Origin of the sequence: Sporosarcina sp. NCCP-2716, assembly GCF_023707985.1 — a bacterium.
Classification (GTDB): Bacteria; Bacillota; Bacilli; order Bacillales_A; family Planococcaceae; genus Sporosarcina.
This window is the reverse complement of record NZ_BRCF01000003.1, coordinates 217,101-240,547: the sequence shown is the minus strand read 5'-3', so window position 1 is coordinate 240,547 and position 23,447 is coordinate 217,101. Positions and strand designations below refer to the sequence as shown.

Genomic DNA, 23,447 nt, shown 5'->3' with positions numbered 1-23,447 from the left:
GGGAGTTTCCTGAGCGGGTGAGCGAGGCAAGTCTTTCCAGTAACATGAATTTTCGGTATAATCCAACTGAAGGGGGATGGTGACATGTTGAAGCAATCGACGATCGAGAAAGTGCTGGAAGCCGCGCTGTCGACAGGCGGAGATTTTTCAGAAGTGTTTGTGGAAGACAAATTTGTCAATTCGATAGAGCTGCAGAGCAGCAAGATCGAAAAGAGCATGTCCGGACGTGATTTCGGGATCGGCATCCGGATTTTCTCCGGCTTGCAGTGCGTCTATACGTATACGTCAGATTTCAGTGAGGCGTCGCTGATCGCAGCGGCGAAACGGGCAGCGCTTGCGATCAAGGGGGGCGGCAGCGGAATCCTCCAGCCGCTCAAGCGGGAATTGCTCACACCGATCCATACGATTACCCAGCTGCCGAATTCAGTTGAGCATGCACGCAAGGCGGCGGTGATGAAGAAAGCGAACGAGATTGTCCGGTCCTATGACACACGTATCCAGCAGGCGGGGATCCGTTATTTGGACGAAGTTCAGAATGTGCTAATCGCCAATTCGGAAGGGACACTTGCGGAAGACCAGCGCGTGCATTCGCGTTTGGTGATCCAGGCTACGGCTGCAGAAGGAAACGAGATGCAGAGCGGTTTCTATGGTCCCGGAGCGCATGCCGGTTTTGAATTCATCGAGAATCTGGACTTGAATCATTATGCAGGCGAGGCTGCGCGTATCGCGGTGACGAAGCTTGGCGCTGCACCTTGCCCGAGCGGCAAGTTTCCGGTCATTATCGACAACGAGTTTGGCGGCGTGATCTTCCACGAAGCATGCGGTCATGGGCTAGAAGCGACCTCGGTGGCGAAGAACAACTCCGTGTTCGCCAATCGCATCGGTGAGAAAGTAGCACCTGACATCGTTACGTATATCGATGATGGGACATTACCGAACGAATGGGGTTCGCTCACTATCGACGACGAAGGCGAAAAGACACGAAAGAATGTGCTGATCGAGAATGGAATTTTGAAAGGCTATCTGATCGATAAATTCAATGCCCGGCGGATGAATGTCGAGGCGACAGGATCGTCTCGTCGGGAATCGTACCGTTTCAATCCGACGTCCCGGATGACAAATACGTACATTGCACCCGGCCGCTCGACGCCCGAGGAGATCATCGCAGCGACGGAGAACGGCATCTATGCGAAGTATATGGGCGGCGGGCAAGTGAACCCGGCAACTGGCGACTATAATTTCGCGGTGGAGGAAGCATACGTCGTGAAGGATGGCAAGATCGCCCATCCAGTGCGCGGGGCGACGCTTATCGGGAACGGTGCGAAGACATTGCAGAAAGTCGACATGGTCGGCAATAATCTGGCCCATGGAGCGGGAATGTGCGGATCGGTCAGCGGAAGCCTGCATGTCAACGTCGGTCAGCCGATGCTGCGTGTCAGTGAAATTACCGTCGGCGGGACAAAGGGGGAGTCATGATGGAGATCCAGCAGTTTCAGGAAAAGTTGCTGCACAGCGCACGGAATGCAGGATTTGACGAAGCCGAAGTGTATTTTGAGAAGTCCTCTTCGTTCCAAGTGATGGTGTTCGAAGGTGAAATAGACAGTTACGAGACGTCCGAAGAAGGCGGCGTCGGCCTGCGCGGACTGTATGATGGCAAGATGGGTTATGCGTACACCGAAAAGATCGAGGATGACTCAATCCCGTTTTTGATCGACAGCGCGAAAGCCAACGCGGAAGTGCTCGACGAAGATGATGGAGCGGACATTTTCGCAGGCAGCGATCGTTATATCGAGCATTCTTCCTATAATGAGGCGCTGGATTCGGTTCCGATCCCTGACAAGATTGATTTCCTGAAAGAGGTCGAACAGAAAACGAGGGACTATGATCCGAGAATCTTGGCGCTGAATTATTGTGTCCTCCAAGACTTTTCGAGCGAAAAGGCGCTGACCAATTCGAAGGGCCTTTCACTGCATGATCGGTCAAACGGGCTGATCGTCTTCGTCTCCGCAGTCGCAAAAGACGGGGAGGAGATGAAAACAGGTGCCTCTGTCCGCCTGACGCGTGATTTCCAATCTCTCGATGCCGATGCGATTGCGAAAGAGGCGGCGGAAGAAGCCTTGGCACAGCTCGGTGAGACGACCGTGCCGTCCAAACAGTATCCGGTCATCCTGCGGCACGATGCCGCCGCTTCCCTGCTCGCGGCATTCACCCCGATCTTCTCCGCCGAAGAAGCGCAAAAAGGGCAGTCGCTGCTGAACGGGAAAGTAGGCGACGTGATCGGCGCTGAGCACGTCACGCTGATCGACGACCCGTTCCACAAGGATTCCCTGTTCGGCGGCACGTTCGACGGCGAAGGGGTGGCCACCCGTGAGACCGTCCTCATCGCAGGCGGCGTGCTGGAAACGCTGCTGCACAACCGGAAAACGGCGAAGAAAGAAGGTATGAATTCGACGGGACACGGGAGCAAGGCATCGTACAAAGGGACATTGACCGTCTCCCCTCACAGTTTGTACGTCGCGCCAGGCGTAAAGACCGAAATGGAGATGATCGCCGGGGTGCCGGAAGGGATCCTGGTGACAGGACTGTCTGGCCTTCACTCTGGCACAAATCCGATTTCAGGTGAATTCTCGCTGGCCGCTTCCGGGTTTTTCATTCAGGACGGCAAAATTTCCGTACCGGTGAAGCAGATGACGATCGCCGGGAACTTCTTCGACTTTTTGAAGTCGATTGACACAGTCGGTTCCGATTTGAAATTCGTACCGGGTGGCTGCGGTTCCCCCTCCCTGAAAGTGAGCAGTCTGTCCGTTACCGTAGAGTGAATAAGGTGCCTGTGTGCGAAACAATCGCGAATGTTTAAACATTCACGATTGTTTGCTGCACAGGCACCGTTTTAAATATTTCCCCAGCGTCTCGCATATAGTGGCTGTGAAGACGATGAGGGATGTGGTGATTGTGATCGAACGGGCACTGCTGCTGATCATTATGCTGCGTGTTTTGTCGGGGAGCATTGAAATTTCGGCGGCTGCATTGATGTACAAGTTCAATGATTTGGAAAAAGCATTTTATATTAACAGCATGCTTGCGCTGGTAGGTCCTGTGATACTCGTGGTGACGACCGGACTTGCGCTGAGTGGACTGACGGAAAAAATCTCATTGACACGGATCATCTGCTTGTTTGCCGGTATCGTGCTGATCATTTTCAGTTTGAAGTCGAAGTGACCATCATGCTTACGGACATGTACATACGGATAGACCCGGCAGATGGATGCTTGGTCTTCTTTGTGTTTGCAAGCAGAACGCCGTCAATCGGATGTTAAGTGCTTTCTTCAGGTCTTTTGATATCCTCTGTCTTGATGAATTTCCAGACGACGAACAGGAGGATGAGCCCGAGAACGCCGGCAGTAATATAACTGACATTCAGCATGTTCTTCATGACGAGTGACATGACCGGCGGACCTGCAGCGACCCCGATAAACCGGGCGGAACTGTAGAAGGAAGACACCGTGCCGCGGAGCGATTTCTCGATATTGTCCGTGATGATCGCGTCAAGCGCAGGAAGCATAGCGCCGATCGCGATACTGACGAGACTGGTGACTGCCAGCAGCAGGAAAAGCTTCTTGCTTGTGAACCCGACGAAGACAACGCTGGCGGACATCATGATGAGGGACGCGACCATGAGCGTCTTGATGGTCTTGATATTTCCTTTAATGGATCTGCCGGATATGAACGAAGCAATGCAGAGCAGCAGCAGCGGAATCGCCAGGACGAATCCTTTTTTGATGCCTTTGATGTGATGCACTTTCTCGAGATTCTCCGACAGGAAAAAGAGCATGCTGAACAGGATCAGCATAACGAGGACTCCGTTCAGGAAGACAGTGTACAGCCATTTGCCTTCGCTTTTGAACACTTCTTTCGTACTGCTGAGGAATTCCTTGAATGTGATCGGCTCGTCCTTCTCTTTCGGCACCTTTACACAGAAGAAGATGAGCATGATGGAAATGAGACTAAGCGCTGATATGGAAAAGAAGGGGAGGAACCAAAGTGCCGCAGCGAAAAGCGATCCGAGTATCGGGCTCAGCACTTTGCCGAATGTGTTCGACGTTTCGATAATCCCAAGAGTCGAACTCGTCTTTTCCTCGTCATCATGAGAGAGATCACCGACAAGCGGCAGCACAATCGGCATCGCGCCGGCAGCACCGATCCCCTGTAGGATTCGGCCGATAATGATGACGGTGTACGGGTCATCCATTTTCCAGGAAGCGAATCCCGCGACGAGCCCGCCGATCAGTGCGAGAACCAAACTTGGCAGTATCACCATTTTGCGGCCGAACCGATCGGACAAATACCCGGCGATTGGGATGAGGATAATTGCCGCGACCGAGTAGCTGGTGATGATCATACTGGACTGGAACGACGTGATCCCGACTTTGTCCTCCAAAATTGGCAGTACCGGGATGAGCATGGAGTTCCCGAGTGTCATGACAAGCGGGATGGAAGCCAAGCTGACGATGCACCAGACACTTACTTGATTTGTATTATTCTTCATGCCACACCTCAACTGTTTATATACGTAGTGAGGGTAGGATCCCCAAAGTCGGGCGGAGTATGTATCGCTTTCGTTCAAACTATCCAAGACGCCCGAAAACGGGGAGAAAACGCAGTGGTTCATGAGAATAACGCTTGGTATGCCTGGAGGCCGAAATAGAGGCCGAAACCGATCATTGAAAAGGAGGAAAGGAGGGACACGAACGTCAGGAGCGGCGCAGACAATAACCGGCGGGCGCCGTTCGACAGGAATGACAGGATGAAATCCACCACCATGATGCCCGCAAGAATGGCGAAGCTGTTCAGCAGGATTTGCGTGCCTGATGCCATTCCGGCCGTCCTTGCGAGCATGGATCCATAAATCCCGAGCCAGAACAGAATCGTGATCGGGTTGAACATGGACATGAAGAAGCCGGAAATGATCGACTTCCGCAGCCGATCCCGTTTTACCGCTTTCGGGTCAAGACCGGCACGGTTCAATTTCAGCAGGTTTTCAATGCCGGTATACAGCAGGACAAAACAGCCGAAAGACCATAGAATAATCTGAAGGAGCGGGGAGTGGATGAATTTCCCGATTCCGAAATACACCGCACCCATGTACAGCACATCGGTGGCAATCGACCCGAGGCTGAAAAACCAAGCATGGAAAAAGCCGTTTTTAATGCCGGTGTTCAGTAAAACGGTCTTCACAGGACCGACGGGCGCCGCTAACGAAACGCCCAAGACGAAATAGAGAAGCAATGTATTCATGGCCACAATCCTCAGTTCACATACTCACATATGATTTTATTCACACGGTGGGGAGGATATGAGAACCGAAGAACGGTGCCTGTGCAGCAAACAAACGTGAATGTTTAAACATTCACGTTTGTGTTGCGCACAGGCACCCATAAAATGATAAGATAATTCTATTCTGGCATGAGCCGGTTTTCAGGATGAAGAGATTTCTGAAATTTGAAAGGCAGAGGAGTAATTTCACTTGAAAAATGAATTGAAACAAGAGTGGTTTTCCAATATACGGGGAGACCTTTTGGCAGGAATAGTAGTGGCGCTCGCCCTTATCCCGGAAGCGATCGCATTTTCGATCATTGCGGGTGTCGATCCTATGGTGGGTCTGTACGCATCGTTCTGTATAGCGGTAACTATCGCTATTGTTGGCGGCAGGCCGGGAATGATATCTGCCGCTACCGGAGCGATGGCTCTGCTGATGGTGCCGCTAGTGCGCGAATACGGTCACGATTACTTATTGGCAGCGACGCTGTTGACCGGCGTTATCCAAATCGTGTTCGGTGTGTGCAAAATAGCAAGAGTAATGAAATTCGTCCCGAGGGCTGTTATGATGGGATTTGTCAACGCTTTGGCGATCCTCATATTCATGGCACAGATGCCGCACTTTTTAGGGGCTTCCGCTGAAACATACATATTCGCCGCAGTCACACTGCTTATTGTTTTCATTGTGCCGCGGTACGTGAAGACGATACCTGCACCGCTGATTGCAATTGTCGCGCTGACAGCAATCGCTCTTTTCGCAAACTTCGATTTGCGCACGGTCGGAGATATGGGGAAGATAACACGTTCATTCCCCGAATTTTTCATTCCCCGTGTGCCTTTTACGTTTGAAACGCTCGTTATCGTCTTTCCTTATTCACTCGCCATGGCGGTAGTCGGTCTGCTCGAAACGCTGCTGACTTCATCTATTGTAGATGATATGACGGATACCGGGAGCGATAAAAATAGAGAGGCGAGAGGACAGGGGATTGCCAATATCGTCACTGGATTCTTCGGGGGTATGGCTGGCTGTGCGATGATCGGCCAGTCCGTTATCAACGTCAGATCCGGCGGACGCGGCAGATTGTCGACGCTGACAGCTGGATTGTTCCTCATGTTTCTGATCATTGTTCTCGGCGACGTGGTTGTCCGGATTCCAATGGCGGTGCTGGCAGGCATCATGATCATGGTATGCATCGGTACCTTCGATTGGGCGTCGTTCTCTTACCTAAGGAAAGCACCAAGATCGGATGCCGCAGTCATGCTGATTACAGTCATTATTGTCGTATGGACACATGATCTGTCGAAAGGCGTGATTGCCGGGGTAATTCTGAGTGCAATCTTTTTCGCCGCCAAAATATCAAAAATCGACGTTAGGCAGGGGATGGAAGGCAACGCGCATTTGTTTGAAGTGGACGGGCAGCTGTTTTTTGCTTCTGCGGATCGTTTCTTGTCAGTTCTGGACTTTACAATCAGCGGCAAAGAGGTGATCCTCGATTTTTCCAGTTCCCGCATTTGGGACGATTCGGCGGTAGGAGCAGTTGATAAAGCTGTCCTGAACTTTAAATCGCACAGCAATAACGTGACGGTCAGAGGACTCGATTTACCGAGCGAACAACTGATGAAGAGTCTGACGGTCACCGCAGAGTGAGTGAAAAAGCGACCGTAGAACTGTACACGCTGAAACAAGGGAAGGAGGCGACTGCATGCTGGTCATCGCTAGTTGTATTTTTATTGTTACGCTGCTTTTCGTCATATGGCAGCCGAAAGGGCTGAATATAGGGTGGTCGGCCTGTATCGGAGCGCTGATTGCGCTGCTGGCAGGGGTGGTCGATTGGGGAGATGTCACTGCCGTGATCGGCATCACCTGGAATGCTACGATCACTTTCGTTGCCATCATCCTCATTTCCCTCGTTCTGGATGAAATCGGCTTATTCGAATGGGCTGCACTTCATATGGCGCGGCTGGCAAAAGGGAGCGGCCGCAGGATGTTCGTCTATGTCAGCCTGCTCGGTGCCGTCGTGGCGGCATTGTTTGCAAACGACGGGGCTGCGCTGATTCTTACGCCGATTGTCCTCGCGATGGTGCGGAATTTAAAGTTCTCGGAAGTGATGATTTTCCCGTTCATCATGGCAAGCGGATTCATCGCGGATACGACAAGTCTGCCGTTTGTCATCAGCAACTTAGTCAATATCGTTTCCGCCGATTTCTTCGGTATCGGATTTGTTGAATATGCTGTACATATGATCATACCGAATCTATTCTCGCTGGCCGCTACCGTGTCGGTGCTGCTGCTCTATTTTCGGAAATCCATCCCGCAAACATATGATGTTGACAAGCTGGTTGAGCCAGAGACGGCTATTAAGGATCGAAAGCTGTTCAAGCTGTCCTGGGGTGTACTGATCGTATTGGTGCTCGGTTATTTCACGAGTGAATGGACTGCTGTTCCGGTTTCGTTTATTGCCGGTGCCATCGCTCTGTTGTTTTTAGCGATAGCGCGGAGAAGCCCTTCAGTCGGGACGGCAGAGATTGTTAAGAGCGCCCCGTGGAGTATTGTGTTTTTCTCTGTCGGGATGTATGTTGTCGTCTACGGGCTGGGGAACGCCGGCCTAACGGAAGGCCTGGCAGCTGTTATTGAATGGACGGCTGGCCAGGGATTGTTTTTGGCTACGGTCTCCATGGGGTTCCTTGCCGCTCTGCTGTCGTCGGTTATGAATAACTTGCCAACAGTCATGGTGAATGCTCTTGCAATTGCCGAGACGGGGACGACCGGAACGATGCGCGACGCCCTCATTTACGCCAACGTCATCGGCTCCGATCTCGGTCCGAAGATTACGCCGATCGGCTCCCTTGCTACACTCGTCTGGCTGCATGTACTGAATCAGAAAGGGATCCGGATCTCATGGGGCACGTATTTCAAGACCGGAATAGTCTTGACTCTCCCGATCCTCTTCGTTACCCTTGTCGGCCTATATTTGGTGTTATAAAAGAAGGTGCCTGTGCAGCAAACAATCGTAAATGTTTGCTGCACAGGCACTGTTTTTTTAAATCTCTACCATATTTGATTGTACGTAATGATACAGCAGCTGAAGCGTGCATTTCAAGGAATCCTCGTGTGTCCGCTCAAATGCATGCGACGAGTCGATTCCCGGGCCGATCAGGCCGTGGACGATATCATGTCCGGCTTTTATCGCCGCAGAAGCGTCCGATCCGTAATACGGATAAATATCGAGCTGGTACGGGATGCTGTGCTCTTTCGAAAGCTGGACCAAAGCATTCCGCAAACCGAGGTGATACGGGCCGCTCGCGTCCTTCACACAGATAGAGACCGTGAATTCATCAGTGGACTGACCGTCGCCCATCGCCCCCATATCGACTGCCAAGTATTCGACCGTCTCCGGTGGGATGTTCGAGTTGCCGCCATAGCCGATCTCCTCGTTGTTCGAGATGAGGAAATGGGTCGTGTACGGCAAGGTTATCTTTTCTGCCTGGATCTCTCCGATAAGCTGCAGCAAAATCGCTACGCTCGCTTTGTCATCGAGGTGGCGGGATTTGATGAATCCGTTGTCGCACAGCTCCACACGCGGGTCGAGCGATACGAAATCGCCGACTTCGATACCGAGCGCCCGTACGTCATCTGCATTTTTAGCTTTCGCGTCAATCCGCACTTCCATGTTGACCTGGTTGCGGTCAGCCGTCCCGGCATTGCGGTAGACGTGGACGGAGGTCTGGTGCATAAGGATCGTGCCGGTGAACGTTTCGCCGGACGCCGTATGGATCGTACAATATTCGCCTTCAATCGAATTGAAATGATAGCCGCCGATGAGGTCGAGACGCAGCCGGCCGTTCGATTTCACTTCCTTCACCATCGCGCCGAGCGTGTCGACATGAGCTGTCAGCATCCGGTGCTTGTCTGGATTTTCGCCGGGCAGCGTCACGATCAGGCCGCCTTTCCGGTTACGTCTCATCTCTGCATTGCTTGGTTTCAGATAGTCTTCTACGAACGAGATCACGTCATCTGTGAATCCGGACGGGCTCGGAATCGAGACGAGCTGCCGGATGAGTTCTTTCGTTTTTGCTGTGTCGGGCTGATAGGTCATGAGTGTTCGCCTCCTATGATTACTCCTCTTCCAGTCTAGCGCGTTCTCTGTTGTCGCACAACTTCGAATGCCGAAATTATTTTCTTTTCGACTGGATTACATGCGCTTAACTGCCCGTGCGGCATGGAAATCGTGTTTAGCTGTCAAATAAAGGTGTCTTAACTGCCCGAGCAGCCAGAAAATCGTGCGTAAGGGTCAAGAAAAGGTGTCTTAACTGCCCGAACAGCCGGTAAATCGTGCGCAACGGTCAAATAAAGGTGACTTAACTGCCCATGCGGCCGGGAGATCATGCGCAACGGTCAGATAAAGGTGACTTAACTGCCCGTCCAGCAGGGAAACCGCATCTATCGGTCAGATAAAGGTGCCTTAACTGCCCGTCCAGCCGCGAAATCGTGTCTAGCGGTCAAATAAAGGTGCCTTAACTGCCCGTACAGCCAGGAAATCGTGCGTAAGGGTCAAATAAAGGTGTCTTAACTGCCCGAACAGCCGGTAAATCGTGCGCAACGGTCAAATAAAGGTGTCTTAACTGCCCGTCCAGCCAGGAAATCGTGCGCAACGGTCATATAAGCATCGCTTAACTGCCCGCGCAGCCGTAAAACCGCTTGCTGCAGTCAAATTAGCCTGGCACAACCGCCTTAATCCGCTTCCTGCTCCACATCGGCACGCCTTATCAGTAAAAAAGCCACGCGACGACCGGGCCGAGCAGCGAACCGACAATCGCAGACAGCGTCATCGCCACTGAACTGAGTAAGGCTTCCTGTTCGCCGTGCTCGATCGCTTTCGATGTCCCGATCGCGTGTGTCGCAGCGCCGAGGCCGATGCCGCGGCCGAGAGGGCTGTCGAGGCGGAGTGCCCGGAGCAGGAAGTTGCTGATCAGGACGCCGGATATGCCGGCGATGATGACGAAGACGGCGGCGAGCGCCGGGACGCCGCCGACTTGGCCGGCAATCTGCATGGCGATCGGCGTGGTGATCGATTTCGGCAGCAGCGAGAGCACCAGTTCCTTCGGGAAACCGGCAAGTCTCGCGAACAGCACACCGCTCACCATGCCGGTCACTCCGCCGGCGAGCACACCAGCGGCGATCGGAAATGCATGACGACGCAGCAGCCCGCGCTGTTTGTACAGCGGGATAGCGAGCGACACCACCGCCGGCCCGAGCAGTTTGTCGATCCACTGCCCACCGATCATATACGTTTCGTAAGGGATATTAAACGTAACCAGAAGAACGATCAGGAGCACCGTCGTCGTAATGATCGGCACGAAAAAGGGGTAATGGAAACGCACGTACAGCACGTCCATCGCAAAGTACACAGCCACCGTCAGGACGATGAACAGCAGTGCCAATCCTATCAGCTGCATTCCGATTCCTCCTTCCGCCTGTCGTTGCGCTTCGCAGCAGCGACACTCGCGGCACTGGCTGCAGCCATCGTCAGCACGGTGCTCGCGATCGTGATGGGGATGAGCAGGCTCCCTTTACCGGCGAAAAAGTGGCCGTATTTCATGACGGCAACCGTCGCAGGTATGAAGAAGATCGGCAGAACGGACAGCATCGAATGTGCGCCGAGTTCGACCCACGACAGCTTCAGGACACCTGTCCACAAAGCCGTCAGCATGAGCAGCAGGCCGACAATGCTTCCGGACAATGGCAGATGGAGCGCCTCCTGCAGCCAGCCGCCGATCAGATAAAATAAATATAGAAGTGCTATTTGAAGAAGCCGAACGACATATATCATGATAAAAATCCTTTCCTTGTTGACATACTGCATAAACGGAACGCTTCCTTTATTATAAGAACAGTCGGGGAGCAGCGCAAAAGACATTGTTTTCAGTCTCCCGTCTTCAGAAAACGCAAGCATCTTTCTTGAAAGTCAAAGTAGGTCAGTATATAATAAGTATAGGTGAGGGAAGGTCAGACATCCCCGCCATACGAGCAGACTTCTTGAAAGTCAAAGAAGATCAGCGTATACTGAAGTTAAAGGTCAAAGATAGTTAAAGTCAATAATAAAACCGATGAACTATATAAAGGAGGAACCAACTTATGAAATGTCAACATTGCGGACAGAACGAAGCAACGATGAGCCTGCGCCTGCAAGTGAACAATCAGGCTGCTCAGATGAATTTGTGCCAGTCGTGTTTCCGGGAACTGAGAGGGCAGATGACTGCGGGAAGCATGCCGTCATTTGCGAATAATGCAGGCGGCTTTTTCCAGGCGAACGGCGGAAAACAGGCGCATACGCAAGTGCGGGAGCCGGAACAGCAGCAGCCCGGTCTGCTGGATGAACTTGGACGTAACTTATCCGATGAAGCGAAAAACGGAGAGATCGATCCGGTCATCGGACGTGATCAGGAACTGAAACGTGTCATCGAAACATTGAACCGCCGCAACAAAAACAATCCTGTCCTCATCGGGGAGCCGGGGGTCGGGAAAACGGCGATCGCTGAAGGGCTTGCGCGCAAGATCCACGAAGGGGACGTACCGGCAAAACTGCTGAACAAACAAGTGTATGTACTTGACGTCGCATCCCTCGTCAGCAACACAGGGATCCGCGGCCAGTTCGAAGAGCGGATGAAAGAACTGATCGGCGAGCTGGAATCGCGCGAAGATGTCCTGCTGTTTGTCGATGAAATACACCTGCTCGTCGGCGCAGGTACTTCGGAAGGTTCGAAGATGGACGCCGGAAATATTCTAAAACCGGCACTTGCCCGCGGAGCGATGCAGCTTATCGGTGCGACTACCTTGAAGGAATACCGCCAAATCGAGAAGGATGCCGCACTTGAACGGCGATTCCAGCCGATTCTAGTCAAGGAGCCGTCTTCCGAAGACGCTGTCAAAATCCTTAACGGCATCAAAGACCGTTATGAACAGTTCCATGAAGTGAGCTATCCAAGTGAAGCAATCCAAGCTTTCGTCACGTTGTCCGAGCGGTACATCCAAGACCGCTATCTGCCGGATAAAGCGATTGACCTGATGGACGAAGTCGGCGCCCGGCTGAATCTTGAGCATGAGCCGGCCGATACGGCGGCGCTCACTGCCCGGCTGGAGGAAGTGGTTTTCCTGAAAGGACAGGCTGCTGAGCAGGAAGATTATGAAACTGCCGCTGCCCTGCGCACGGAAGAAATGAGCCTGCAGGAGAAACTCGCCGCTGCGTCAAACGCAGGCAGCAAGCCGGAAATCGTCGTGACGGTAGCTGACATCGAGCGGATTGTCGAAGAGAAGACGGGGATTCCTGTCACGAAACTTCAGGCAGCTGAACAGGCGAAGATGAAAGGCCTTGCCGGCAGTCTCGGCAGCAAAGTGGTCGGGCAGACGGAAGCGGTCGACAAGATCGCTAAAGCGATCCGCCGCAGCCGTGCCGGACTGAAATCGAAAGAACGGCCGATCGGTTCGTTCCTGTTCGTCGGACCGACAGGCGTCGGGAAGACGGAATTGACGAAAGTGCTGGCTGAAGAACTGTTCGGTACGCGTGATGCCTTCATCCGTCTCGACATGAGCGAGTACATGGAGAAACATGCGGTGTCCAAACTGATCGGTTCGCCTCCTGGATATGTCGGCCACGAAGAAGCGGGGCAGCTGACCGAACAGATCCGCCGCAATCCGTATTCGATCGTGCTGCTGGACGAAATCGAGAAGGCTCACCCTGACGTGCAGAACATGTTCCTCCAGATCATGGAAGACGGACGGCTCACCGACTCGCATGGACGGACTGTCAGCTTCAAAGACACCGTCATCATCATGACGAGCAATGCGGGAACAGGCATGGCGAAGAAATCAGGTGTCGGTTTCAACAAGACAGAGCATGAGTCCGTTGTGACGCTTGACATGCTCGGCGACTATTTCAAGCCTGAATTCCTGAACCGGTTCGACGCTATCGTGCCATTCAACGAACTGAGCGAAGAGAATCTGCTCGAAATCGTCGACCTGATGCTGGCCGATCTGCAAGAAGCAATCGAGGAACACCACATCGAGATCGAAATCACAGATGAGGCTAAACAGGCACTCGTTTCACTCGGATACGACAAACGGTTCGGGGCACGTCCGCTCCGCCGCGTCATCCAGGATAAAATCGAAGATCAATTGACCGATCTTCTTCTGGAAGAAGACGAAGTGGAAGCCGTCCGTGTCGGCATGGACGCTGACGGTATAACAGTCACCCGTGTGTGATGAACGGAAACGGCAAAAGGCCGGGGATACCAGTCCCCGGCCTTTTTGTGTGCCATTAATTCATTCCTTCGAAAAGGTTTCATTCTGCTTCAGCAGGAACGCCGTCACGCCGAATGCACAAACTGCGAGAACGGAGACAAGGATATAGACGCCGTGCAGGCTGTGCTGCAGCGCGGGACCCTGGAGCTGTTCTGACAGCAGCAGGCCGGAAACGGAGATGCCGATGACTTGTCCGAGACTTTTCAGCAGATTGTGGGAGCCCATTGCGGCACCTCGGACATTCCATCCGACGGACGACTGGACGGCGACCGTGAAAGCGGTGAACGTCAGCCCGAATCCGAGTCCGGCGACCGCTGTGTTGACCATGATCCGCGGAATGGTCGTCTGTTCATCGAAAAACGTAAAACTGAGAGTCGCGGCGATGATGATGCCGACCCCGAGCATCGTGATTTGGGAAATCGGCCGCCTGCTCATCCAGCGCCCGGACAGCATCGAGGCGATCGGCCATGTGACGGACATCGGCAGCATGGCGATCCCTGAAGACGTCGCGTTCAGCCCGGTCACCCCCTGGACCCAGAGCGGTATGTAGAAGGTCACCGTCACGAGGATGAACCCGAGCAGGAACCCGGCCCCGTTCGAAATCGCGATGAACGGATTTTTGAACAGCGACAGCGGAAGCATCGGCTCCTTGCTTTTCGCTTCGATCCAGAAAAACAGTGCGAGCCCGGCCGCAGCGGCTGTGAACCGGCCGATCAGACCGGGGGACAGATTCCCCGTCTCCTTCACTTGGTTCAAGGCGAACAAGAAGGCCGTCATTGTGAGGGCAAACGTCAAAATACCCGCATAGTCTATCGTATGCTTCTTCTTTTCGACCGTCTCATGTAGCGACGTCCATAACAGGACGAGTGCTGCGATGCCGAACGGCAGGTTCAGGTAGAAGATCCAGTGCCAGGTGATCTGGTCGACGATGACGCCTCCCGCGAGCGGGCCGACGATGCCGGCGATGCCCCACACGCTGCTGATCAGCCCCTGCATCTTCGCCCGCATCTTGAATTCGAAGACGTCGCCGATGATCGTGAACGGAATCGTCGCAAGCGCACCGGCACCGAGTCCCTGGATGGCTCGGCAGATGATCAGATGCTGCATCGTCATGGAAGTACCCGACAGGACGGAGCCGACCAAGAAAATAATCGCGCCAATCGTAAACATCGGCTTGCGGCCGTACAGATCCGCCAGCTTCCCGAAAATAGGCGTCGAGATGACGAGCGCCAGCAAGTAGATGGAGATGACCCATGTATATAGATGGCTGCCGCCGAGATCCTCCACGATCTTCGGCATCGCTGTACTGACGATCGTCCCTTCGATGGCCGTCAGGAATGTCGCTATGAGCAGCGCAGCCACAACCGGCTTCTGCTTTGTCACTTTCTCCACAATAGTGCTCCTTCCTGTTACTCTGATGAAATACCTGTCCAGCAAAATACGTACTATTCAGTGTACACCAGCAGCGGCCAATCTGCATCAAACAGAATTGTGTGGAAATCATATGCCGCCCCTTCCCGGTATGTCGTATACTTATAGGAGCATTCATCTATTATATCAGTCGGAAGTTGGGGGAGAGGACATGAAAACACAATCGGGTATGCGCATCTATGCAGTGACGATCGGAGGGGCCGTCTGCTGGGGGCTGATCGGCCTGTTCATCGCCCCGCTGTATGACCGCGGGTTTTCCGCGTGGGATGTAGTCGCCATCCGGGCGATCATCAGTTTTGGATTGCTTGCGCTGTTCATGGTCGTGTTTTTCAGAGACCAGCTGCGCACACGGTGGAAGGACCAGATTTTCTTTGCATGCGCCGGAGTCTTCAGCCTTGCACTGTTCAATTACTTTTATTTCGAAGTGTTTGCGCGCTCAAGCCTTTCACTTGCCGTAACACTTCTCTATACAGGACCGCTGTTCGTGACACTGCTGTCCCGGGTGTTCTTCAAGGAACCGCTTACCGCCAGGAAAGGACTGGCGTTGCTCTGTGCGATAGCAGGCTGCGGACTCGTCGTCGGCCTGCTGCCGTCCGGCGCGGGGAGCGTCAGCGGCGTGACGCTTGCGCTCGGCATCTTGTCGGGGTTCTGTTACGCGCTGTACACGATGTTCACGAAACCGGTCACGCAGCGCTATTCCGCACTGACGATCACAACGTATACGTTTTTCTACATGTGCCTGTTCACGGTGCCGACGAGCGGACTGTTCGCAGATGTCGGGCGATTCCAGCATCGGGACGTGTGGGTGGCCGCACTGCTGCTGTCGCTCGTATCGACAGTTGCTGCCTATAATTTGTATACCTCAGGCCTCGCACATCTGGAAGCGGGGAAGGCGTCGATCCTCTCAACAATCGAGCCGATTGTCGCAGTGCTTGCAGGCGTTCTGCTACTCGGCGACCGGCTGGACATCTGGCAGTCGGCGGGCATCGCTCTTGTGCTGTTTTCCGCTGTGCTTGTCGCCTGGCAGAGGCGGAAACTTTTGCCTCATGAACAAGTTATACAGTCATAACGTCACGAAGCTGCTCATCTGCTAATCGGATGGGCGGCTTTTTTGCGTACTATTTCCGACTCGGAATGGACACAACCGGGACGGAAATCAGGATAGAAAGGAAATGAATATACTGATATTCTATAGTTTCCGAGAAATAGGGTATAGGGTGATAACATTTGAAATCGTTCATCGGAATATTGACCAGGGGGTTATAGGAATGGCTGACACCGAGTTTTCTGAAGTGCTGGAAGGCGGGTTTTTCGACTATGTGTTCAACTTACTGAGAGCGAATGTGCTGCGCGACCGCAGGACGATGTCGCTCGTTTTGCTGCGGGAAGAGACCGGCCGGAGTGACGTGGCACTGCAGGTGAACGAGAAACTGAGAGAGATCGTCCGGGAGAAGGATGTTCTGTTCAAGACGGATTTCTCCGAAGAGATAGGCCTCCTGCTGCCTCACAGCGGCCAGGAAGAAGCGGCCGGGTTCTTGAAGCGGGTGCAGAACAGCTGTCCGTGTTTCGCACCGGACACAGCGGAAGGTTCCTTCCAGGCAGCTGTCCTCGAAGTTTACCACCCTGACCTTACTGCGGACCGGGCACTTGCCATCTGCAGATCGGTGATGGACAAAGAAGGGAATCCGGATGGCGGACGATATGGCATCCAGGTGGCGATGGCTGAATCACCGCTCGAGCGCCCTGTCGTGGAAGTGAAAGTCAGCATCCTGGACGGGGACCGCCTGTTCCGTGACCTGTTGGAAATGTCCATATCACGGATCACCGTCCCGGGTGTCGACCTGCAGATCCGTACGTTCGAAGACGGCCTGGCACTCATGCGGTCTGGATGGACGGATTCCTATCATCCTCATCTGGTCGTCATGAGTGATGTGCTGCCGAAGAAGAACGGGCTTGACGTCCTGCATGAGCTGAGGGAGATGCCGAATGAAGAGAAATTCACGGTACTCATGATGACACGGCGTAATTCCGAAGAGGATATGATCTATGCCTATGAAAGCGGAACGGACGGTTATTTGGTGAAACCGTTCAACCTGAGGCTTTTTGAAGCGCAGATCCAGCGGCTTTTGGCGGGGTTATGGTCATGACCGCCGTGCCGATTGAGTCGATTGCCATCCTGATCGCCGGTCTCATTGCCGCTCTGTTCGTATTCAGTGTCTATATGGTGATCGCCCGGCATCGTGAAAACCGGCGCGCATTACAGGCCTCCGCATATTTGGAGACAAACCGGACATCTTGGTATGAGTATCTGCGCAAGGGGACTACCAGCGAAGAAACGCTCATCCCGAAGAATGAAGCTGAACTAGCAGCCGTAGAAGAGCTGTTACGCACGCTCGTCCATAACGTCAAGGGAGACGGCATCGAGGAGAGGATCAGCGGTTTCTCAAACCGCCACCTTGCCGGATTCTACCGGCGTAAGCTGAGAGGGCGCAACTGGGGCAAGCGCATGAATGCGCTGTACCGCATCCATGATTTCGGCGTAGACAGTCTTCTTCCGGAATGCCGCAAAATGGCAAAGCGGCGTGTCAGCGAAGAGGAGTCTTTCTTGCTGCTGCTCATTGCCATGAAATTCAGGCCGGAGACGTTCCTTCAGGAGCATCTGGCGGATCTGGCCTCGCTTTCTTCCAACAATGCGAAGGAACTCCTCTTCACCATGCCCGATAAGCTTTTTGAAGAGACGATCCGCCTTGCAGATGAATTGGAACCTTCCGTCCGGTACGCGCTCATCGATGTGATCGGGATGAAGGCGGACGTCACGAGAAAAGACTTGCTGGAGCGGCTGATCAGCAGTCCGGACAGCGAGCTGCGGATCCGCGTGTTGCGTGCGTTCAACTCACTTGCCATCGTGCCGCCACCCGAACTATACGAAGCGGCTGCCAGGTCGGATGTCTGGCAGGAACGCTACCAGGCTGTCAGGATGCTGAAATGGATGCCGCACGATACAGTGCTCCGGTTCCTACCGTATTTTACGGAGGACAGCATGTTCCTCGTGCGGGAAGAGGCTAGGCAGTATAGCGGAATACCAGCCGAATCGATAGAAACAGTGCAGGCCCAGTCCGCGGCAGCCGCTGAATCCAAAACCGCGCCGCAGACAGAAGAGGCAGAGCGGGAAAGGGGGGATCACCGATGAAAATTATCCATATAGCCATGCAGGCATTCACGGTCGTCATCTTCGTGTATATTGCGGCGGTCATTTTGTCGTACTCGATCATGTTCGTCCTTGCATTCTGGACACTCCGCAAGGAAAGGAGCCTGGACCGCAGGGAACTCGATGAGCGGTTTGTAGACGCATTCCTGTCAAAACCTGTCTCGATCCTCGTGCCGGCTTACAATGAAGAGACCGGCGTCATCGCAACCGTCCACTCCCTGCTCAATCTCGACTATCCGCAGACGGAACTGCTCGTCATCGACGACGGATCCAAAGACGGCACGGCCGATGTTGTCATCAGCCAGTTCGATATGGAGAAGGCTGATAAACCTGCTGATCTGCAGCTTGCAACAAAAGCAGTGAAAGAGATCTACCGGTCGAGGATCCACCCGAATCTCTGGCTCATCCGGAAGGAGAACGGCGGGAAAGGCGATGCCCTCAATGTCGGCATCAACTTCGCGAAGTACTCGTATTTCTGCACGATCGACGGGGATTCGATTTTGGATGAAAAATCGCTGCTGCGGGTCATGAAACCGATTATCATGTCGGACGGCAAAGTGATAGCTGCAGGCGGGAACGTCCGTATCGTCAATGGTATGGATGTCGAGTATGGGGCCGTCTCGTCCGTCAAACTGTCCGGCCGGCCATTCGTCGTCATGCAGATCGTCGAGTATTTGCGCGCATTCCTCATGGGCCGGATTGCCCTGAGCAGATATAACCTCGTCCTTATCATCTCCGGCGCATTCAGCGTATTCTCGAAAAAACCGGTCATCCGGGCAGGTGGTTACAACACGACGACAATCGGCGAAGATATGGAAATGGTCGTCAAACTCCAGCGGCTGCTGAAGGAGGAGAAGCTCGGCGGACGTATCGAGTTTGTAGCGGACCCCGTCTGCTGGACAGAAGCTCCGCAGACGATGTCGGTGCTCCGCAAACAGCGCCGCCGCTGGCATCAGGGGCTCCTTGAGAGTCTGTGGGCGCACCGGAAGATGGCGTTCAACCCGAAATACGGCGCGGTCGGCATGATCTCCGTCCCTTACTTCTGGCTGATCGAATGTCTCGGACCCATTATTGAACTGGCCGGTTATGTCTATGTCATCGCTGCTTTCTTCATGGGCGGTATCTATTATGAATACTCGGTTGCGCTCATGCTGCTGCTCGTCCTGTATGGCACCGTGTTTTCAATGGGAGCCGTATTGCTCGAGTCCTGGAGTCTCGGCACATTTCCGAAAATCCGCGATGTCTTCCGGATGATGGCGCTGACGCTGACTGAAGTTGTCTGGTACCGTCCGCTGACCCTCATCTGGCGTGTAGAAGGCCTGATCCGCTCACTATTCCGCATTTCCTCGTGGGGCGATATGGAGCGGGTCGGCGCTACCGGAACGAAAGGAGCGGGCAAATGAAAAAATTGTATATTATCGCAGCAGTACTGCTGCTCCTTCTTCTGCTGCCATTTGTCATTTGGACGGTGAAACCGGAAAAGGAACTGTCCATTGCAGTCATCGACAAGACGGTGTCGGACGACACATACCGGGAGCATCTCGGCATGACGTGGCTGCTCAATTATTTGAAAGTGAAGACGGCTGACGGTAAACCGTATCGCGAAAAACACGACTATTACGGCGTTATCCCGCCGGAAAAAGGGAAGGGCAAGCCGGACGTGCGCCCGCTGCCTGAAAGCTATGAAGGAACCGATGTCATCTACATCGCCGACACATATGGCGTGTTCGAAGATGACGTGTCAAAAGATGATAGCGATCGGAGCGGTGCAAGATCCGCGGCAATCTATGGCGGGCTGAGCGAAGCGGAATGGAATGCCATTGAAAAACGCACTTCAGCGAAAGAACCATCCCTGCTCATTGCCGAGTATAATACGTTCGCTTCGCCAACAACCGATGAGGTCCGGAAACAGGTGACGAAGCATCTCGGCGTTGAATGGCAGGGCTGGACGGCACGCTATTTCGAAGAACTTGACGTTAATAAAAACAAGGAAATCCCGCAGTGGATCGTGGATGAGCACAGCAAGGAATGGATGTATTCAGGAGGCGGGTTCCTCCTTGTCAATGATCTCGACGGTTCGTACCTCGTCCTCGAAGACGGCAAGCACGTCAAGGAAGGCAGTGTTCAGATGACGCTCACGAAACAAGGGGAAAGACGTCTGAAAACGCAAGGATCCCACGATTATTCGTATTGGTTCGATATCATCACGCCGCGGCCCGGTGCAGAAGTGCTGGCCGACTATGACTGGTCGCTCACTGAGGACGGCAGACGGCTGCTTGCCGAGGAAGGGATCCCTTCCGAGTTTGCCGCCGTCGTTCAGAAAATCGAAGGTGCAGCGGAGAGCCTTTATTTCGCAGGCGATTATAACGACGTGCCGTCCGTGCCGAAAGTGTACCAGATGGAAGGGCTGCCGCAACTGTACAAAGGGCTGTACGCTTTCTCGGACCAGTCGTTCTACTGGTCGGCATATGTCCCGATGATGGCCGGTGCGCTTGGCGGTTTCGGCAAGCAGGAAGAGAAACAGGAAGCCGCCGCCCCGGCAGGCGACCTTGATCTGCAGGCACGCATCTCGGGCGATAAGATGGAAGTGCTCGACAACGGCAACTGGAAGCCGATCACCGTGAAAGGTGTCAATATCGGTATGGGGAAACCCGGCGTCTTCCCGGGTGAAGCGGCCATCACCGAAGGCGAATATTACCGCTGGTTCGAAGCGATCGGGGATATGAACGCCAACACGATCCGTGTCTATACGCTCCATCCGCCAGCATTCTACCGGGCACTGAAGTCGTACAACGAATCACATGACCAGCCGATCCATGTCATGCATGGTGTGTGGATCAACGAAGAGAAATTAGTGGAATCACTGGACGCTTTCGAGAAGGGCAATCTTCAGGACTTCCGTGACGAAATGACCCGTCTCGTCGACGTTGTCCACGGCAACGCGGATGTGGAGGAGCGTCCCGGGCATGCGTCCGGTGTGTACGACGCGGATATTTCGAGGTGGGTGAGCGCCTGGATGATCGGCGTCGAATGGTATCCGTTAATGGTGGAAGGGACGAACGAAAAGCATACCGGCATCGGAGAATATGACGGCACCTATTTCAAGACGGAACAGGCGGAGCCGTTCGAATATTGGCTCGCTGAACAGATGGATTACCTCGTAAAGCACGAAGTCGAGAACTACCGTGCCATCCGTCCGATGAGCTTCACTAACTGGGTGACGACGGACCTTCTGGATCACCCGGCAGACTCTTCGGATTCCAAAGACCTCGTGTCGGTCGATCCGAACAAGATCTATGTCAAAGGGGAGATGGAGAAAGCGGGCCAGTTCGCGTCGTATCACGTGTATCCGTACTATCCCGATTTCCTGAACTATGAAAAGAGATACCGGGAATTCATTGATTTCCGCGGCGATAAGAACAACTACGCCGCTTATCTGAAGGACCTGCACGCCGCTCACCGGCTCCCGGTGCTGATCGCGGAGTTCGGCATCCCGGCCTCCCGAGGCAAGACGCACGAGAATCCGTTCGGCTGGAACCAGGGCTTCATGTCCGAGAAACAGCAGGGTGACGTCCTGACCCGTCTGTACGAAGATATCCTGCACGAAGGGATGATGGGCGGACTCGTGTTCACGTGGCAGGATGAATGGTTCAAGCGGACGTGGAACACGATGGATTACGATGATCCGAACCGCCGACCGTTCTGGTCCAACGCCCAGACAAATGAGCAGCAGTTCGGTCTGCTCAGCTTCGACCGTCTTAAAATTAAAGTCGATGGCGAGACGGATGACTGGGAAGCTAAACCGCTCTATGAAAAGGACAGTGGCAACATGAACAAACTGTGTGTCGACCACGACGAACGCTATCTGTACGTCCGGCTCGACATGGACGGCTTGAAGGACGGCGCTTATCCGGTCATCACGCTCGACACGGTGCCGGGACAGGGCAATTCAACGATCGACGGCATAACAGGTGCTGAATTCAGTGACGGACTCGAGTTTACCGCCAAGCTGGACGGCAAAGATGCCCGGCTGCTGATCGATCCGTATTATGACTACTACCATTACTTGTACGGGAAGGAACTGGGGCTCATTGAAGACGTGGAGCGCAAAAACGACTCCGGGAAATTCATCCCGATCGAGTATGCGCTGAACAAACCATACCTGATCCCGAATGAAAACCGGACGATTCCATATTCATCTTATGAGACAGGCAAGCTGAAGGAAGGGAACGGCAACCCGGAAGCAGATGATTATGATTCCCTGACCGATTTCGCCATCCGTGACGGCCGGCTGGAACTCAGAATCCCGTGGCTCCTCATCCAGTCGAGGGATCCGAGTCAGAAGGAATTCATCGGCAATCTTGCCAAGGACGGTGACCGGGCCAGCGTGAAAATCGATGACATCGGTATCGGCGCGTTGATCGTCGGCCGTGATGGCAGTGTTCTCGACAGCTTCCCGGAACGCAATGGCACGAAAGTCGGCAGCCAGAAACGGTACACATGGGACAACTGGGACCAGCCGCAGTACGAAGAGCGTTTGAAGCAGTCGTATTATATATTGCAGAAGACGTTCGAAGATGAATGAGTAGTATTTCTAACTTGTCCTTGACTTTGCGGAATATTATCACTATAATCCATAAACAAAGCTAGACACTTATAAAACTGCCAGGATAAGGACATGAATCATTTAGAATTTCCGCTGACAGAGAGCAGGGCCGCCGGCTGAAAACCCTGCACGGAACCGGATGATTTACCACCTTTGAGCAAACGTGAGGAACTGCAGCCATGCACGAAATCACGTTCGGGAGACCGTTATCAGTCTAAGCGCATGCCGGAATCCCGGCGTGCGGAACTTGGGTGGCACCACGACCGCATTCGTCCCTTTACAGGGAGGAGTGCGGTTTTTTTAATTGCATAGGAAAACAGCTTGGAACAGGACATGATTTATTTCAAATGATCTGGACAGAGAACGGGGCCATTGGCTGAGAGCCCCGCAGATCTATGAATTTTATTACCGCCTGGAAGCTGGCAGGGGGAACCATGCAGCCGCATGAAACCCTGTCCGGGAGACCGTTATCGTTATGAAGTGCAGATGCCTGGTTTTGGCGTCTGTAAAACTAGGGTGGTACCACGACCGCATTCGTCCCTTTCCGGGGAGGAGTGCGGTTTTTTTATATAAAAAATGGAGGCGAC

17 protein-coding genes are annotated in these 23,447 nt (G+C 53.6%); 11 read left to right on the top strand and 6 right to left on the bottom strand.

Going from position 1 to position 23,447, the window contains the following annotated elements:
• Positions 1-84: 84 nt before the first annotated feature.
• The 3 genes from NFU03_RS06880 (at position 85) to NFU03_RS06870 (ending at position 3,219) form a co-directional block, all read left to right on the top strand.
• Positions 85-1,476: a TldD/PmbA family protein gene (locus tag NFU03_RS06880; RefSeq protein WP_251637299.1), complete on the top strand. Its 1,392-nt coding sequence runs from the start codon at positions 85-87 to the stop codon at positions 1,474-1,476.
• Positions 1,476-2,819 carry a TldD/PmbA family protein gene (locus NFU03_RS06875; protein WP_251637297.1) on the top strand — a complete coding sequence of 448 codons (1,344 nt, stop codon included), beginning with the start codon at positions 1,476-1,478 and terminating at the stop codon, positions 2,817-2,819. Before NFU03_RS06880 ends, NFU03_RS06875 begins: the two co-directional genes overlap by 1 nt.
• A 115-nt stretch (positions 2,820-2,934) precedes the next feature.
• Entirely contained in the window at positions 2,935-3,219 is a 285-nt protein-coding gene (locus NFU03_RS06870; protein WP_398289970.1) for a YqhV family protein, read from the top strand.
• Between the two features lie 94 nt (positions 3,220-3,313).
• On the opposite strand, the gene NFU03_RS06865 is transcribed toward NFU03_RS06870, so the two are convergent.
• Together NFU03_RS06865 and NFU03_RS06860 are read right to left on the bottom strand one after the other, a co-directional pair.
• Positions 3,314-4,669 carry an MFS transporter gene (locus NFU03_RS06865; RefSeq protein WP_251637292.1) on the bottom strand — a complete coding sequence of 452 codons (1,356 nt, stop codon included), beginning with the start codon at positions 4,667-4,669 and terminating at the stop codon, positions 3,314-3,316.
• Positions 4,666-5,295, bottom strand: a complete 630-nt coding sequence (locus NFU03_RS06860; protein WP_251637290.1) for a LysE family translocator — start codon at positions 5,293-5,295, stop codon at positions 4,666-4,668. The genes NFU03_RS06865 and NFU03_RS06860 overlap by 4 nt, the downstream gene beginning before the upstream one ends.
• Positions 5,296-5,524: 229 nt before the next feature.
• Between NFU03_RS06860 and NFU03_RS06855 the strand changes: the two genes are divergently transcribed.
• Positions 5,525-6,964 carry a SulP family inorganic anion transporter gene (locus NFU03_RS06855; RefSeq protein WP_251637288.1) on the top strand — a complete coding sequence of 480 codons (1,440 nt, stop codon included), beginning with the start codon at positions 5,525-5,527 and terminating at the stop codon, positions 6,962-6,964.
• Positions 6,965-7,019: 55 nt separating this feature from the next.
• The gene (locus NFU03_RS06850) at positions 7,020-8,300 is read left to right on the top strand and encodes an arsenic transporter (RefSeq protein WP_285835427.1); all 1,281 of its coding nucleotides are present in this window, start codon (positions 7,020-7,022) and stop codon (positions 8,298-8,300) included.
• 57 nt (positions 8,301-8,357) lie between these two features.
• Here NFU03_RS06850 and NFU03_RS06845 read toward each other — a convergent pair whose 3' ends face one another.
• The 3 genes from NFU03_RS06845 to NFU03_RS06835 form a co-directional block, all read right to left on the bottom strand.
• Complete coding sequence (locus NFU03_RS06845; RefSeq protein ID WP_251637286.1) at positions 8,358-9,413, bottom strand: M42 family metallopeptidase; 1,056 nt, start codon at positions 9,411-9,413, stop codon at positions 8,358-8,360.
• A 670-nt stretch (positions 9,414-10,083) separates the two neighbouring features.
• Positions 10,084-10,773 (bottom strand): LrgB family protein, encoded by a 690-nt coding sequence (locus NFU03_RS06840; protein WP_251637284.1) that lies wholly within the window; start codon positions 10,771-10,773, stop codon positions 10,084-10,086.
• Positions 10,764-11,147 (bottom strand): CidA/LrgA family protein, encoded by a 384-nt coding sequence (locus tag NFU03_RS06835; protein ID WP_251637282.1) that lies wholly within the window; start codon positions 11,145-11,147, stop codon positions 10,764-10,766. Before NFU03_RS06835 ends, NFU03_RS06840 begins: the two co-directional genes overlap by 10 nt.
• A gap of 305 nt (positions 11,148-11,452) precedes the next feature.
• Between NFU03_RS06835 and NFU03_RS06830 the strand changes: the two genes are divergently transcribed.
• Positions 11,453-13,576, top strand: coding sequence for an ATP-dependent Clp protease ATP-binding subunit (locus tag NFU03_RS06830; RefSeq protein ID WP_251637280.1), 2,124 nt, complete (start codon positions 11,453-11,455; stop codon positions 13,574-13,576).
• Positions 13,577-13,636: 60 nt separating this feature from the next.
• On the opposite strand, the gene NFU03_RS06825 is transcribed toward NFU03_RS06830, so the two are convergent.
• Entirely contained in the window at positions 13,637-15,007 is a 1,371-nt protein-coding gene (locus NFU03_RS06825; protein ID WP_251637278.1) for an MDR family MFS transporter, read from the bottom strand.
• Positions 15,008-15,197: 190 nt separating this feature from the next.
• Here NFU03_RS06825 and NFU03_RS06820 point away from each other — a divergent pair, with 190 nt between their 5' ends.
• The 5 genes from NFU03_RS06820 (at position 15,198) to NFU03_RS06800 (ending at position 22,839) form a co-directional block, all read left to right on the top strand.
• Positions 15,198-16,115 carry a DMT family transporter gene (locus tag NFU03_RS06820; protein WP_251637276.1) on the top strand — a complete coding sequence of 306 codons (918 nt, stop codon included), beginning with the start codon at positions 15,198-15,200 and terminating at the stop codon, positions 16,113-16,115.
• A 199-nt stretch (positions 16,116-16,314) separates the two neighbouring features.
• Positions 16,315-17,193 (top strand): response regulator transcription factor, encoded by an 879-nt coding sequence (locus NFU03_RS06815; RefSeq protein WP_251637274.1) that lies wholly within the window; start codon positions 16,315-16,317, stop codon positions 17,191-17,193.
• Entirely contained in the window at positions 17,190-18,236 is a 1,047-nt protein-coding gene (locus NFU03_RS06810; protein ID WP_251637272.1) for a HEAT repeat domain-containing protein, read from the top strand. Before NFU03_RS06815 ends, NFU03_RS06810 begins: the two co-directional genes overlap by 4 nt.
• Positions 18,233-19,657 carry a glycosyltransferase family 2 protein gene (locus NFU03_RS06805; RefSeq protein WP_251637270.1) on the top strand — a complete coding sequence of 475 codons (1,425 nt, stop codon included), beginning with the start codon at positions 18,233-18,235 and terminating at the stop codon, positions 19,655-19,657. Before NFU03_RS06810 ends, NFU03_RS06805 begins: the two co-directional genes overlap by 4 nt.
• Positions 19,654-22,839, top strand: a complete 3,186-nt coding sequence (locus NFU03_RS06800) for a hypothetical protein (RefSeq protein WP_251637268.1) — start codon at positions 19,654-19,656, stop codon at positions 22,837-22,839. Before NFU03_RS06805 ends, NFU03_RS06800 begins: the two co-directional genes overlap by 4 nt.
• Positions 22,840-23,447: the final 608 nt, after the last annotated feature.